Genomic DNA, 13,648 nt, shown 5'->3' with positions numbered 1-13,648 from the left:
TGGCTTTTTTAGGATATATACCATAATAGGAACGAATAATCATTCGCTTTTGTTCTTCCGCATGTCTTCCAGGAAGATACCCACTCCTTTGCGGATGGAGCCGAGCCCGAACTCTTCCGTACGGATATCTTTCAAGGGGAGGAAGAAGAGGTCTGCCGCGTCGTCCATCGCCTTGAAGTGCAAGGTGTCCTCCACCGTACAACGGAAAAACATATCCAGCGTGTGTACGGGGAAGCCGGAATAGATGTAAATATTGGGCAGGGAGAAGAGATATTCGGCCTTTGCCACCTTCATGCCGGTTTCTTCTCTTACTTCGCGGGCAACGCCTTCCTCGCCGGTCTCGGTCATGTCGATGAAGCCTCCGGGGAGGTCCAGCGTCCCTTTGGCAGGCTCTTTGGCGCGGCGGCACACCAGCAGCTCGTCGCGCTCGTTCAGTATCAAGGCGACGGTGGCGGAAGAGGGGTTGAAGTAGTAGACGAAACCGCAGTCGGCGCACTGCTTTGACTTCTCGTTATGAACTTCGAAATGGGCTGAACCGCATTTCGGACAATATTTGAATTGCGAAAGTGGATGTTCCATGATATTTTAGCCTTTGTCCGGGGGACAAAGATAATGGAAACCAGGTGTAGAATGAAAGGAACAGAGTGAATTTTTCGTATCTTTGGCGACTATAAAACCATATCGGATGAAAGATTTTGCTGCCATTGATTTTGAAACGGCCAACGAACAGCGTACCAGCGTTTGTAGTGTAGGAGTGGTTATCGTACGCGATGGAGAAATTGTGGACCATTATTATAGCCTCATCCGTCCCGAGCCGGAGTATTATACTTATTGGAATACCCGCGTGCATGGTCTGACGTTGGCGGATACCCAGGATGCTCCTGCTTTTCCCGTTGTGTGGCAGGAAATAGCTCCACGCATTGAAGGCTTGCCATTGGTAGCGCACAACAAGGCCTTTGATGAAAGCTGCCTGAAAGCTGTTTTCCGTACTTACTGCATGGATTATCCGGATTATGAGTTTTATTGTACTTTGCAGGCATCACGTCGTGCTATAAAGGGATTGCCTAACTATCAGTTGCATACAGTGGCTGTTTGCTGTGGCTATCAGTTGGAACATCATCATCATGCGTTGGCTGATGCTGAGGCTTGTGCATGGATAGCGAAACAGGTCATATAAATAAACAGAGGAGACTTGTCATGAAGCCTCCTCTGTGGAATTGTTTGTTTCCTTGATAAAACTCTATCAGTTTATCCTAATGGATTTTCACCTTGGTCACCATCATTGCCGCCGCCTCCGCTTTCGTTTCCTCCGGGATTTTCTTCATTGTCCGGCACGATTTCAGAGCCGGTTACCAATCGTGTGATGCCCGATTGTTTCATCATGTTCTTCAAACGTTGTCCCGGCACGAAAATCAGTTTCTGGCGGTAAACGACATCAGCCGTTACAGACTTTGCATCCTCCTGGCTTTTGCCGTTCAATCCCGGTCGGAGGCTTCCGAAGTCTCCCAGCCGTACGGTTGCACCGATGCTGGCATAGGTGCAGAGCGCGTCAATCATACCGTCCAATACGGCTTTTACGATACCTCTTGGCACCATCCCTTGACTGGTCACCTGGTCGCATAATCTATCAAAGTCAATATTTGCTACGGAATAAGAAGCAGCTACATACTTCTCGGTTTTGGTACCAATGCCTACCATTCTCTTTTTTACTACATAACGAAATGCCATAATGTTTTTTGTTTTTAATGGTTGTTACTTGCGGTTTCGTTCACTCGTCAGTTAGCGAGACCTGTTTCTTTGTGACCACGGTGCGAAGTTACAACACTTAAAAACGGCATGGTGCTTTAACGGGACTGAACGACTTTTTTTAACGTTGTATTTAGCCATTTGACGACATGGAAAGTCTTATGCTATAACCTATTGCCTATATTTAAAAAAAATGAGTGATTACATAAAATAATAATTTTGTGATTCTCCATCTGTAATCAAGTACAATCCATTGTCTGTAAACTTGATGACTTTGGGTTTGAATGTGAGTTTCTTCAATGCCTCTGCCAAATTGGATGGAATGTTTTTGTAATATACTCCGTTTTTGCAGCAAGCTATCATCCCGTAATTGGTAATATAGGCATAGTAAACCTCTTCGTATAGTTCTTCGGCTTTCAGTATGAAATTTTTGATGGTTTCATTTGAATAGCTGTAATGCTTGTCCGTGATAACTACCCATTCTCCTCTATCATTGAAGCAGGCCGAAAGAATATTGTCGTCTCTTAAATCTCCTGTACGATATTGTTCCAGTTTTTTGAGGAATGCATCCGGATAACCAAGAGTCCAATACCCTGAACCGCCTAAGATAATTACATAGTTGCCATTTTCAGTGATGTTGATGTCTGTTATTTCAGCATTGCTGCTGTTGGCTTCTTCTATACGTTTCTTAAGCTTGCTGGGAGTACTGCCGGTGTAGGCATATCCACTATTCCCATACACTCCTACTCCTGCTCCATACATAGTGATTGCTCCGGTACGGCATTTCCCCCATTTGTTGATGGCTTCTGTGATGTATGACATGTATGAGCTGGTCGGTAAATTTATATAGCGAACAGTACCGCTATAGGAAAATGGTTTTGAAACGGTTCTGGTTCTGGCTGGAAGAACCGGTTCTGCTTTTTCTTTACAGATATAAGAAGTACCGGCTATCAATTCATTTCCAATCCATTTTCCTGACTGAATGGTGTGTGCCGTAATATCAAAGTAAGCGCCGTATCCATTTCTTTCACCATCCTTCCAAGGGCCGAACCACATATCCCCATTTTCCCAGATATGAATGCCGTATCCGTGGCGTTGTCCATTATAGGTTTCTCCCCAATATTTATTCCCGTTTGTGTAGTTTGTCCGTTCAAATATTTGTCCGGGATATTCTTTGGCTTCTATTTCATAACTGTAGGGGCGGAGCAGCATATACGGTTTTCCGGTGTTTCGGTTGTATTCTACACCATTTTCAGAGCCATTTTTAACTATTATGTCATCTTCTTGAATATAGATGAATAAAGTGAATTCTGAGTTTTTAGTAAAGCCAATTTTAATATTATCTTCTTTGAATTCTACCCTGAATCCATTTATTTCATCATTTTGGGTTTGTCCTAGAGAAACCTCCCCTCCTATTGTTTTTCCCCACTCTACCGTGCTATTGCGAACAGATTCATGCATGCTTTTCTGTTCACTTTCCGAAGGTGCAGTGTAGAATGGTTTATAGTCCGGTATCATTTTGAGGAGAGTATTCTGTCCGTTGAATCCCGCTTCTTCCAATCTTTCTATGGCAGCTTCTGCTATAGACTTCTGGAGTTCTCCAATGTCTTTGTTGAGAGCAGCCTTTTTGTACCAATATAACGCTGAATTCCCATCTTTTCTCAAGATGTTGTCTATGCCGTATTCATAAGAGATTGCAAGCGAAATCTGTCCGCTTGCATTACCGTTTTTAGCTGCTCGTTTTGTCCATGCCATTCCGGCGGGGTAATTCTTTGTGACTCCTAACCCGTTTTTCAGTAAATAGGCTAAGCGGCTTTGTGCATAATAAGATTCCGGGCTATTATTGTGTTCGGCGGCTTTTTTATACCAGATAAAAGCCTCTTCATAGTTTTCTTTGTCTTCATATATGCGTCCAAGGTTCTTTTGTGATAGAGCCAAATCTTTTTCAGCCGCTTTTTTATACCAATAGATGGCTGTTTCTTTATTTTGGGTTAAATTTCCCCAGCCATTACTATAGGCTACACCCATATTGTTTTGTGCAGTAGGATCTCCTTGCTCAGCCGACTTTCGCCACCAATAAACGGCTTGTATGGTATCAGGTTTTATACCCCATCCCCTAAAGTAGCTCTGTCCGAGATAGAATTGTGCAATCGCGTTTCCATTTATTGCATCTGTCCTATAGTCCGCAGCATTCTTGTGGTTTTGCCCGTAAATACTGATAGTAAATACGGCAAGGAATATGCACATTAAATAATTTTTCATGTTTTTCATAAATTAAGAGTTAATCAATTGCGTCCAATAAAATGAATGCAGCCCAGTAATAGGGGGAGGCATATCTCTTTATTTTCTTTATTTTTTGAGGAGCAGGCTCTTTGCTTTTATTCATTTTTTGTCTGATTTGCGATTCCCAGCGTTTGTTTGGAGTAATTTCAATTTCCTCTTCGTAGTCACGTACATATTTCTGTGCTTTGCGTAAGGATTCGAACTTACTTTCTCCTGCTAACAGATTTTTGTAGAATTCAGTCATCAGTAAGTGCGTGGCGTTATCGTCTACTTTCCAAAGACTCATTAATAAAGTGTTGGCTCCGGCTTTCTTGAAACCCCGCTGCAAGCCAAATACACCGTCACCTGCTATATCTCCTATGCCGGTTTGGCAAGCTGAAAGAACGGCTAGTTCTAATCCTCGTAAATCTAAAGTGGAGATCTCTTGGGCTGTAAGTATTCCATCTTCAACGTCTTTTAAATTTGCACCTTTTTTAAGAGCAATATTGGCTCCGGACATCAATAATCCACTTCGTTTTAAAGAGGAACTCTCTTTAGACATTCCTTTGTTTATTGAGGTATGAGGGGATTCTGAAGACCTCTTTTGGTTCACGTAGAATCCATGCGTTGCTATATGTAATATGTCTATTTGTTTTCCTGATAATGACTTGAATGATTCTTCAGTACCTTGCAGTTCAGAATAAAGTTCCGATTGGATATTGATTTGTTGCATTGAAGCATGAATGTTTTTTATCTCTGTCAGAGTAGCTGGTAAGTAGGAGACACCTCCTCTTAAAGTAAGGGAATCAATTACAATTGTGTCCAAATTTGGAGAATAACTTCTTGTTGCATATTTCAAATGTTCTTTTATAAGTGACACAGAATCTGCATCATATTGGAGACCACCGTATAATATCGCTTTTTTTGTGTTATTTCTATTTTTATTTTGTGCCAATAATCTGGTAGACGAGAGGCGGTACAAATTATATTTTTCTTGTAGAGGGATGCTGTCTGCCATGGTGTACTCTATGCCAATGTTATGTAGTATGCCGTCAGGCGTGAAATATATATTAGGGAGATTTCCTGAATAAGTCAGTATGGGTTTCCATAATAAGTTGTAGAGAGTGGAGGTTGAATAAATATCAGTTATTTCTTCTATGCTTTTTTGTTCACACAGTGGAATAAATTGTGGCATCCCTTTGCTTTTTAGAGTGATAGCAGCATACATGATACTGTCTTTTCCTATAGGAAAACAAGTAAACTCAACGGCTAAATCTTGCGGCTTTAATTCTTTCTGAATATCTTGCCATGAGCACTCCAGGCTTTTTGTGAAATCTCCTAATATAGCAGCTCTTTGCATAATCTCAGTGTTGAATCTGTCAGCAATTTTTTTAGCTTGTTCTTTTGAAATTTTTCGGTTCCCTTCTTGAATATATGAATCTCCTCTGTCCAACTCCTGTTCAATAGATAACATTCTTTCGTATTTTTTTATCAAGAGGCTGTCTCCTTCATGTTTTATAAGGTTAATGGCACTGATTGAAGAATTCAATAGAATGTTTTTTCGGAAGAGGAGGTTATTGTAGACTTCTCCGGGCGAAATACCTTGATGGTATCTGTATAATAGGTATTCTCCTAATGTATATGGAATTTGCTTATAATCCTCCCAAATACGTTCTCTATCTGCTTCTGTGGCATTACGAAAATTTTCTTTGAGTCGGTTTGTTATAGCGTTTGTTCCTTGACGGAAATAAGCAAGTAGCCTGTCTTCTTTATTCTGTTTCATATAATTGTCGAATAGGGACTTAAATACGTTTCCGATATATTCGTTATGGATATCTGCTGAGATAGCTTTTTCCCAATATTGTTGCTCCGTGGCCAACTCTCCTTTGTCGCGATATAGTTCTGCCAGACGGCATAATGACCAGAAGTGTAAATTTCTTAACTCCCCTATTTGTGAACTCTTGGCTACATTATTTTTTAATTGTTTTATGTAGTTCTCTTCACCTTCCAGCTCGGCAATATCAGTTAGGGTTTCAATATAGCGCTCATTATTGGTATGATTTGGGGATAGTTCTCTTTTTAGTTCTTCAAGGTGTTTCTTGTGATATAGAATAGCATTTGTGGTGTCTTTCATAATGCTATAATGCATTGCAATATCAGAATAATCATAGTATACATCGTTTTTATTATGTTCCAATATAGCCAATAACGAATCATTGAGTGCTCTGCATTTCTGTATGTCACGTTCTTCAGAGAATGCATATTGTAGAAACATTTTGTTGATTTTATACGACTTTGTCCGTATATACATAGGATGCTTTTTCCCTTTGATGGAAACAATGAAGTCCATTTTTTTATCCAAACATGCAAGAGCGTCTGAACTATTCCCTAAATAGTCAAATAACTCATAGCATTTATCCCATGTATTGCATATCATATCAAATTCCACTTGAATTTGATTTGCCATGAGTTTGTCTTTACTACGTATTAGAAAATCGGACATAACTTGAACAGAATGTAAACTATGTTGTAGAGATAGCTCTGGTTCTATGGATACTTTTTTATACAGCTGACTAAAAGAATGTAATAATCCTCCATATGTATACCCATCTAATGTATCGGTTATCATTGTCATCGCTTTATTTAAGTACCGATGTGCATTTTCCGAATCATATAAGTATACGTATCTGTCACCTATTCGCCTATAGTTGTCCGATACCATGTTCTTATCGGGTATTTCTGTATGGTTCATTATAGAATCTATCTTAATTTTCAGGAAATCTATTGATTTTCGAAAATCTCGCCTAGTGTCATAGATGTTTATGATATTGTCTATATCACTTAGTTTGTCTTGAAAAAAGTAGTATGGATTTCCACCGTCATTGGTTTGGATAGCTTCTTCTCTCAATTTTAAAGATAAGTCCTCATATTTCCGGGATTGTATAGAATCATTGATTCTTTGATAGCAGTTAGATAGTAAATCTAACATTTGGGCATATGCAGAGATAGATGGCTCAACTGTTTTATCTGCCATAATATCTTTTATGCTAAGATAATCGGCTATTGCTTTATCATATTCTTGATTTAAATATTCAGTAAAGGCTTTGCTCTTTATGTATGATAAACATTGTTTGCTCTGTTTCTCTGGACAACAATTTATAAGCTGCTGATAAATAGAAATAGCTTTGTCGTATTTTCCAATGTTGTATGCTTTATAAGCCTCTGCCATACTCTCCATTAACAGATGATTCTCACAAAAGCTGAAGCTGTTTGTTTGAGTGATTTTTTTTGCAGTTTGCAGGAAGTATTCTTCGTCATTTAAGATACTGAATAAAGGATAAGAGCTGGCAAATATCTCTATCAGTTGCTTGGTTTGATATTTATTTGTGGAGAGTGAATCAATGAGTCTGGAGTTGAAGGCTTTATGTAACCAGTGTTTGGCTTTGTCAAAACTACGCTCTTCTTCCATTCTCATATAATAGTTTCCGAGTTTTAAATAAATCGTCGCTGTTTCCACAGAGTATTCCCCATAGTTCTCTAAAGCGATGTCTAATGCTCTTTGATATAGCGCTAACCCTTTTTTTCTGACTTCATAAGGTTGCGGAATAAGTATATTACCCGCATATAATGTTGCCAAAGAAGTTGCTATGATATATTCGTTTGCATTTCCCTTACGGTTAAGTCCCGAAATTTTCTTCAACGCTTCTTCACCGAATTCTATAGCACCGTTAATGTCGTTGGTATTGGTAAGCAAATTTATGCCTGCCTGGATAATGAGCCCGTAAATACTGTCATTTGCGCTACTAAAAGGAGCATTCATTGAGGGTTCGGCAAATAATGCTGCGGCATCGTTAATTTCAATGATGTCTTTGATATCATCGAAATTTATTTTGTTTCTTACAGCTAAGACGAAGGGTATGATGTTGTTGGCAATTTTCTTCCCCCATTCAGGATTTTTTAAATAGATGGGGACGATTTCTTTAATGCAGGTAGTGGCTTCTTTAATATTTTCCGTTATGCAAAATAACGGTAATAAATTAGTTAAGGTATTGCCATAGAATGGATGGTTTTCTCCTATGCATTCTTTTTCACTTTTTCCACACTCTTTTATTGCAGAAATTCCTGCTTCTAAATTGCCTTCTGACAAGAACTTCTCTCCGATGGCTGAAAGGGAATCCGATAGAACGGTCAAGCGTCTGTCTACAGGAATAATAGTGTAATATTGGTAATGTTTTTGGGCTGTTTGTATTTCTCCCAGCTTATAGTAACAACTCCCCAGCCACATTGCCGAATACTCCCTGCGGTTACTCGTCGAATCAAGTTCTGCTTTGTCTATTTTATCGCTTTCAGTAAATAGGGGAATGGCAGCTTTATAATCCTTTTGGTTATAAAGCTCCACCCCTTTGGCAAAGAGAGAATCTGATTTGAGCAGTGCCTGTTTATTTTGTGAATGACTATATATGCATATAAATAAACTTAGGGTAAAGAAAATTCGTCTCATACGCCGATTGATTATTGTATTTTGTCTTGATGGCATTTTCGCATGACGAGATAACGAAAGTTTTAGTATCTCGTTTCTGCTTCAAACCCCAACTTATCTATTACATCCTGGGTAATGATGTCTGCCGGTGCTTTCAGTGTTGTAATAACCCATTGCTTGGTCAGCTCATTCCATTGTTGGCTGGATACTACCTGCCAGCTGCGCGTCAATATGTCTTCCGAAGGTTCCATTGCTTTTCTTTGTTTCCGGTCTCTTTTCCAGTTCTTGCGATATTGTTCTGTTATGTCACAAGTCTCTTTCAATTCTATGGATAGCTTGTATTCTCCGGTACCGAAGCTGATGCGGTATTCATCGTTTTCATCGCGGAAGCCCATATAAGAACGAGGGACAATGAAGCTTTCGCCTCTGATTTTGTATTTGGGAGTTTCGTTCTCTTCCCGTACATAACGAAAGAATCCATTCTTGTCAAGTTGGCTCGAATCGACAGGTATTTCCAATGAAAACTCCCCTAATTCCTGGTCCTTTTGTAATTGTACAATCTCGTTCATCCAAGATGAGGTAAGCTTCATGGTCATAGAGAGACAGAAGTTTTTCCTTTCTTCAAATGAAAAAGGAATGTCTAAGACGGAGTTAGGCAAATTGGAACGGGTTGGACAGATAATCAGTGTGTCGAGTGCCAGTTCAAATTTGGAGTGGTTTATGATACGGCTGATTTTACTTCGGTCAATGTGGCATGAGATATAAAAAACAGTATCATTACCCTCTTTCCGCAAACATCCTATTCCGTCGAATCTCATGCCTTTGGGGTCTAACGCTCCATCGAACGAAGTTTCTTTATAGAAGTCGTTCATTTCCGATACAGTGCTGATTTGGGTGGTATATACATTTTCACTGCGGACGGTTTCCTCCCATTCCTCTTTTAGGCGCGAGTTTCGTGTCAACAAGGAGCCTATGGCATTTACTCCCAAATCAATGAAGGACGTCACGTAACCAGATGCAATACCTTTAGCCGATTCTTTGCTGGCATTGAATAAATCTCCCACATAACTGCGGGTAGAGTTTCTTTCTTCACATAAACTTTGAATTTCATCTGCTAAGTCGTCACTGCTGTAAATGAATGTTTCATACTTTACTGATTGTGCCAATGCTGTTATGGAACTTAGCAAGAATATTAAAAGAAATGATGGCTTTTTCATCTATTAAAGAGTTATGTTATTATTATTTGCGTATGCACTATCACTGTCATGTATTTTACAAATTTATAGGAATGTGACGGACTTTGCAAAAGTGTTTAGAATGTAAATGTACTATTGGCGATGTATCTGTGGTTATGCGGTTTTAAAATGGGATTAAGTGTGACAAATATTCTTCTTTAATATAGAAATATGCCTTTTTTATTTTTCACTTTACTTTTATCATTACCTTTGAAGGCTGATTTTAATTCGTTAAAGCAGGCTTGTCTTTACGTTGTATCATGGTTGCCGTTTCGTTAAACAATAGTCTAACGAAGAGACGACTCTGGTGCAACGAAGAAAAATTACTGAAAGGATAACTTATTAAAGTTGATTCAAAGATTATAATTGTCTAATCAATACATTAATGTCTTATGAGCGCTTATTATGATTTATACCAGAGTCCTCCGGACGAAAATGGTGAAGCCTCTTTGCTTCATGCACGTATCCTTCCCAAAGGGACCATCCCTGCTGACAAATTCCGTGAACTGGTTCACAAAGCTACAGGTTTCAGTCCAGCCATCCTTGACGGCACTTTACAGGCTATAACGGACGAACTGTACAGCTGGCTGGCAGATGGATGGATTGTGGAGGTGGGCGAACTGGGATTCTTCTCCTTGTCCTTGAAGTGTGACAAGACTGTGACAGATAAAAAGGATATCCGCTCTCCGTCCGTGCATTTCCGGAATGTGAATTTGCGTATCGGTAGTAAATTCCGCAAACGCTTTCAGACGATGGGGCTGGAACGGAAAGCGTCTCCTTACGTCTCCCACTCTAAATTGACTCAGGAGGAACGAAAGCAAAAACTACTGCAACATTTGGATAAGTATGGTTGTATCACCCGTGCGGATTATGAACAACAGACAGGAAGGGCGAAGCATCAGGCTGTGGCGGATTTGAATCTATTTCTTGAAGAAGGGATCATCCGTAAATATGGTAGTGGAAAGACAGTGGTATATCTCAAGCCTTGATTAATCTTAGTATATACTGCCGGAGCACTGATGATAATGAAAAAGAAACTTTTTAAATTGCCGATTTGTTCTTAACTTTGTCAAACAAAAAGCAATTAAAAAGAGAAAAGATGAATGTAAGAGGAACATCTATGTGCTTGCTATGTGCCGGAGCACTGTTTGTGGCTTGTGGTAGCAAGAGTGGAAAGACTGCGGAAGTTGCTGAACAAGCCGATACGGTACATGTCGTTGGTGGTGATAAGGATAAGCATGGTTGCATTGCATCTGCCGGATATACCTGGAGTGAGGTTCAGAAAGACTGTATCCATCTGTGGGAAAAAGGAGTCCGTATGAACGCTGTGGATGATGCGGAGAAGATGTTGTTTCTGGTGCTCAGTCCCGATTCTACCCAAGTGGAACTGTTCTTTTCGGAAGAAGAAATGCCGAATGAGATTCTGGAGCGCCGTGGCCTTCCTGCGGGGGGATATGTTTGGAATGTGGAAGATGATGATACAAAGAATGTGCGTTTGGAAGATGGAAGATGGACGGTCAGCCAGCGCGGTCGGCTTATTTACCGGCAGGCAGAAGAGGCTGCGGGGAACTAATATGTAGAGAAATGGAGGATTTGAAGATATTGACAGAGTCTGTCTGCTGCATAGCCCGTGAAGCCGGATATTTCTTGAAAGAAGAGCGGAAAAACTTCAGCCGGGAAGCGGTACAGAAGAAACAAGCCCATGATTATGTCTCTTATGTAGACAAGGAGTCGGAGAAGCGGGTGGTGGCTGCGCTTCGGGAACTTCTTCCCGAGGCTGGATTTATAGCCGAGGAAGGTTCTGCTGTCTATCACGATGAACCCTACTGTTGGGTAGTGGACCCGTTGGATGGGACAACGAATTATATTCATGATAATGCCCCCTATTGTGTCAGCATCGCTTTGCGCGACAAGGATTCTCTGTTGCTGGGAGTTGTTTATGACCCTTGCCGGGATGAATGTTTTTATGCCTGGCAGGGAGGTGGCGCTTATGTGAATGGAGAACGGATGGAGGTCTCGTCTGTCCAGCAGGTGGAGGACGCCTTTGTAGTGACGGAACTCCCTTATAATTCCGACCGGTATGCACGTACCGGTGAGCATTTGGTTCATGAACTTTACGGGCGTGTGGCGGGCATCCGCATGACCGGTTCTGCTGCGCTTGCCATCTGCTATGTGGCTGCCGGACGTTTTGATGCCTGGCTTGAGGCGTTTATCGGCAAATGGGACTTTTCTGCGGCTGCGCTGATGGTGCTGGAGGCTGGTGGAAGAATCACTGACTTTGGCGGTAGTGACGCCTTTTTGGACGGACATCATATCATTGCCACTAACGGACCGCTGCATCCGTTGTTCTTGAAGCTGGCAGGTGAGGTCTCGCCATTATAGCAAACAAGGCGATGGAGTGTATTGCTCTGTTGCCGTTTTTTTAATACTATACGATGAAAAACATAGTTAAAACCTGGTTCTTTTCTTTTGTCCATCTCTTTTTCCCGCGTCAGTGTGCCGTGTGTGGTGCTATCTTGCAAGAGGGTGAAGAGGGTATCTGCATGAAGTGCAATATGGATATGCCCCGGACAAACTATCATCTTCGTAAGGACAATCCGGTGGAACGTATGTTTTGGGGGAAGATACCTCTGGAACATGCCACATCTTGTTTCTTTTACCATAAAGGGAGTGATTTCCGCCGCATTCTCCATCAGTTGAAATATGGAGGGAGGAAAGACCTTGGCGAAGTGATGGGGCGGTTTATGGCGGAGGAGTTGTCGGCTACCGGTTTCTTCAGTGATGTGGATATCATAGTCCCCGTTCCTCTGCATCCGCGTAAGCAGAAAATGCGTGGGTACAATCAGAGCGAATGTATAGCCCGCGGTGTTTCCGCTGTCACCGGTATTCCCGTGGATACTGCTTCAGTTGCCCGTATGAGGCATACGGAAACGCAGACCCGTAAATCCTCTTATGAACGGTGGGAGAATGTGGACGGTATCTTCTGCCTGCGTTGTGCTGACGCTTTTGCAAGGAAGCATGTACTGATTATAGATGACGTATTGACTACCGGTGCCACGACTACGGCTTGTGCCGATGCGCTCAAGGGAGTGGAGGGTGTGCGCATCAGTGTATTGACACTGGCGGTAGCGGCCTCATAAGTCAGAAACGATAACGACCGCCTGCTACGATTGTTCCGGTATATCCTACTCCGAATTCTGTGAAGAAGGCAAACCGGCTTCCGTATTCGATGCCTAGAAAACTGAATTGATAAGCGAATTTTGTCTTGTGAAAGACTTCTCCTCCAAAACTGTTCCGGAGGAAATAGGCACCGAGCCCTGCTGAGGTATACAGAGAGAATTTGGGGCGGGTAAACCAGTGCCACCGGAAGGTGGGAAGAACATACAGATACCTTCGGTTGTCTTTGGTGTTTTCATCCAAAGCTTCGTAAAGGCTGCTGGCTGTCCCTTTGTTGCCGGTTATTCCTCCGGTTACTCCCAGGCTGATTTTGCGGTTGAATCTATAAATGTAGCTGATGCTCAGGGCACCGTAGTAGTTTGTCTTTTCGCGTGTATAAACTCCGAAACTCAGTACCGGAGCGAAGCACTCCTCGGCCATGCTGTTGGCATCGGTAATGGGCAGGAAACCATAGCTGACGGAAAATTCATGGTGCCGGAACTTTTCTTGGGGCAGAACGGGTATGTCTTGTGCTTTGCAAAATGTACATACAGTCAATCCGATGATTAAAAAGAGTAGGGCTGTTCTCATTATAGTCGTATTTTTGAATTAAATTTCATGGCTCTGCAAATAAAGACAGAAGGTCGGGATAAATTCCCTATAAATATTCCACAAATATATGTTAATTTCATGAAAGATGAAAGATTTCCGTTTGTTCGTTAAGTGCGGCTGATGGAGAAAACAAAAAAGGTTCGCCTAATTGACGAAC

General features: G+C 41.4%; 11 protein-coding genes. 5 read left to right on the top strand and 6 right to left on the bottom strand.

The window, feature by feature from the left end:
* Positions 1–39: 39 nt before the first annotated feature.
* On the bottom strand, positions 40–579 hold the full coding sequence (locus tag DWX62_RS01730; protein WP_016272398.1) for an NUDIX domain-containing protein: 540 nt from the start codon (positions 577–579) through the stop codon (positions 40–42).
* A 106-nt stretch (positions 580–685) separates the two neighbouring features.
* On the opposite strand from DWX62_RS01730, the gene DWX62_RS01725 reads away from it, so the two are divergent.
* Positions 686–1,177: a 3'-5' exonuclease gene (locus tag DWX62_RS01725; RefSeq protein WP_120172544.1), complete on the top strand. Its 492-nt coding sequence runs from the start codon at positions 686–688 to the stop codon at positions 1,175–1,177.
* Positions 1,178–1,248: 71 nt separating this feature from the next.
* On the opposite strand, the gene DWX62_RS01720 is transcribed toward DWX62_RS01725, so the two are convergent.
* The 4 genes from DWX62_RS01720 to DWX62_RS01705 all read right to left on the bottom strand — a co-directional run bounded on the left by DWX62_RS01720 (position 1,249) and on the right by DWX62_RS01705 (position 9,705).
* Positions 1,249–1,728, bottom strand: a complete 480-nt coding sequence (locus DWX62_RS01720) for a DsbA family protein (protein WP_005830632.1) — start codon at positions 1,726–1,728, stop codon at positions 1,249–1,251.
* 219 nt (positions 1,729–1,947) lie between these two features.
* Positions 1,948–4,017 (bottom strand): tetratricopeptide repeat protein, encoded by a 2,070-nt coding sequence (locus tag DWX62_RS01715; RefSeq protein ID WP_120172543.1) that lies wholly within the window; start codon positions 4,015–4,017, stop codon positions 1,948–1,950.
* A 10-nt stretch (positions 4,018–4,027) separates the two neighbouring features.
* Positions 4,028–8,509 (bottom strand): CHAT domain-containing tetratricopeptide repeat protein, encoded by a 4,482-nt coding sequence (locus tag DWX62_RS22205; protein WP_229094623.1) that lies wholly within the window; start codon positions 8,507–8,509, stop codon positions 4,028–4,030.
* Positions 8,510–8,571: 62 nt separating this feature from the next.
* Complete coding sequence (locus DWX62_RS01705) at positions 8,572–9,705, bottom strand: hypothetical protein (protein WP_133302538.1); 1,134 nt, start codon at positions 9,703–9,705, stop codon at positions 8,572–8,574.
* Between the two features lie 410 nt (positions 9,706–10,115).
* On the opposite strand from DWX62_RS01705, the gene DWX62_RS01700 reads away from it, so the two are divergent.
* The 4 genes from DWX62_RS01700 (at position 10,116) to DWX62_RS01685 (ending at position 12,863) form a co-directional block, all read left to right on the top strand.
* Positions 10,116–10,712, top strand: coding sequence for a DsbA family protein (locus tag DWX62_RS01700; RefSeq protein WP_057258851.1), 597 nt, complete (start codon positions 10,116–10,118; stop codon positions 10,710–10,712).
* Between the two features lie 110 nt (positions 10,713–10,822).
* On the top strand, positions 10,823–11,296 hold the full coding sequence (locus tag DWX62_RS01695) for a hypothetical protein (RefSeq protein ID WP_117713754.1): 474 nt from the start codon (positions 10,823–10,825) through the stop codon (positions 11,294–11,296).
* Positions 11,297–11,307: 11 nt separating this feature from the next.
* Positions 11,308–12,105, top strand: coding sequence for an inositol monophosphatase family protein (locus DWX62_RS01690; protein ID WP_117713755.1), 798 nt, complete (start codon positions 11,308–11,310; stop codon positions 12,103–12,105).
* A 53-nt stretch (positions 12,106–12,158) separates the two neighbouring features.
* Positions 12,159–12,863, top strand: a complete 705-nt coding sequence (locus DWX62_RS01685) for a double zinc ribbon domain-containing protein (RefSeq protein WP_117713756.1) — start codon at positions 12,159–12,161, stop codon at positions 12,861–12,863.
* Position 12,864: 1 nt separating this feature from the next.
* On the opposite strand, the gene DWX62_RS01680 is transcribed toward DWX62_RS01685, so the two are convergent.
* Positions 12,865–13,470: an outer membrane beta-barrel protein gene (locus DWX62_RS01680; RefSeq protein ID WP_117713757.1), complete on the bottom strand. Its 606-nt coding sequence runs from the start codon at positions 13,468–13,470 to the stop codon at positions 12,865–12,867.
* Between the last annotated feature and the right edge of the window lie 178 nt (positions 13,471–13,648).

The organism is Bacteroides sp. AF20-13LB, assembly GCF_003603065.1.
GTDB classification, from domain to species: domain Bacteria; phylum Bacteroidota; class Bacteroidia; order Bacteroidales; family Bacteroidaceae; genus Bacteroides; species Bacteroides uniformis.
This window is presented reverse-complemented; position numbering and strand designations above follow the sequence as displayed.

Bases quoted from the DNA above. Each gene is read 5' to 3' on its own strand.
- DWX62_RS01730 (WP_016272398.1), bottom strand. From the start codon at position 579: ATGGAACATCCACTTTCGCAATTCAAATATTGTCCGAAATGCGGTTCA.
- DWX62_RS01725 (WP_120172544.1), top strand. From the start codon at position 686: ATGAAAGATTTTGCTGCCATTGATTTTGAAACGGCCAACGAACAGCGT.
- DWX62_RS01720 (WP_005830632.1), bottom strand. From the start codon at position 1,728: ATGGCATTTCGTTATGTAGTAAAAAAGAGAATGGTAGGCATTGGTACC.
- DWX62_RS01715 (WP_120172543.1), bottom strand. From the start codon at position 4,017: ATGAAAAACATGAAAAATTATTTAATGTGCATATTCCTTGCCGTATTT.
- DWX62_RS22205 (WP_229094623.1), bottom strand. From the start codon at position 8,509: ATGAGACGAATTTTCTTTACCCTAAGTTTATTTATATGCATATATAGT.
- DWX62_RS01705 (WP_133302538.1), bottom strand. From the start codon at position 9,705: ATGAAAAAGCCATCATTTCTTTTAATATTCTTGCTAAGTTCCATAACA.
- DWX62_RS01700 (WP_057258851.1), top strand. From the start codon at position 10,116: ATGAGCGCTTATTATGATTTATACCAGAGTCCTCCGGACGAAAATGGT.
- DWX62_RS01695 (WP_117713754.1), top strand. From the start codon at position 10,823: ATGAATGTAAGAGGAACATCTATGTGCTTGCTATGTGCCGGAGCACTG.
- DWX62_RS01690 (WP_117713755.1), top strand. From the start codon at position 11,308: ATGGAGGATTTGAAGATATTGACAGAGTCTGTCTGCTGCATAGCCCGT.
- DWX62_RS01685 (WP_117713756.1), top strand. From the start codon at position 12,159: ATGAAAAACATAGTTAAAACCTGGTTCTTTTCTTTTGTCCATCTCTTT.
- DWX62_RS01680 (WP_117713757.1), bottom strand. From the start codon at position 13,470: ATGAGAACAGCCCTACTCTTTTTAATCATCGGATTGACTGTATGTACA.